At 52.4% G+C, this 645-nt stretch carries 1 protein-coding gene; it reads left to right on the top strand.

The features are described from left to right. The first annotated feature begins 102 nt into the window (after positions 1-102). Positions 103-435 carry a DUF3850 domain-containing protein gene (locus AC1RPQ_RS07745; RefSeq protein WP_353978787.1) on the top strand — a complete coding sequence of 111 codons (333 nt, stop codon included), beginning with the start codon at positions 103-105 and terminating at the stop codon, positions 433-435. Positions 436-645 lie beyond the last annotated feature (210 nt).

Genomic DNA, 645 nt, shown 5'->3' with positions numbered 1-645 from the left:
CCGATGATCTGGGTGAACCTTCGGCGGCCACCGGATCATCTACAGGATCAGGTGATCGGAAGAAGAGACGTACAAAAGAAGTGCCTAACTTGGGAGAAATGAATGACCAGTGAGCGACGGCCCGAGGTCCACGATCTTAAATCGGACCCTATTCCATTTGAAGACGCGTGGTCCGGGTCCAAGAAAGCGGAGGTGCGAGTCAACGACCGCAATTTTCAGGTTCGTGATTGGCTGTTTGTGCGTGAATTTCGTGAGGGCCGGGTCCAAGACCGCGAGTTCATGGCCCGCATCACCCACATACAGTCAGGATATGGGTTGCCCGAGAACTTGGTGGTGCTATCATTTCAGATTCACGAATGGTACGTCGAGGGCCAGTGCGTGACCGATGAACAAGCACCCGTTGCGGATGCATACGCACTTGACATCGGCCCGTAATTACTCCATAATTTTAGATGGGGATGGTCCCCTGTCTAGGAGTAACTTATGAGTATGCTGATCAGCGCAGAACCCACCAAAATCGACGAAATCATCGAGATGTTTACGCGTCTTGGTAACAGGTGCGAAAGACGGGGCCCGGACGCGGTAGAAGTCTGGGCAGGAACGGAAGAATACAGAGCATGAATGATCAGGATTATGTACCTTGGC

It is taken from the genome of Dellaglioa sp. CoH-57-MRSF-21 (genome assembly GCF_056781915.1).
Note: the sequence above shows the minus strand (reverse complement) of the source record. Positions and strands in the feature narration are given on the sequence as shown.

What these genes read in the sequence shown, in the direction of transcription:
- AC1RPQ_RS07745 (WP_353978787.1), top strand. Translation starts at nt 103, where the DNA reads ATGACCAGTGAGCGACGGCCCGAGGTCCACGATCTTAAATCGGACCCT.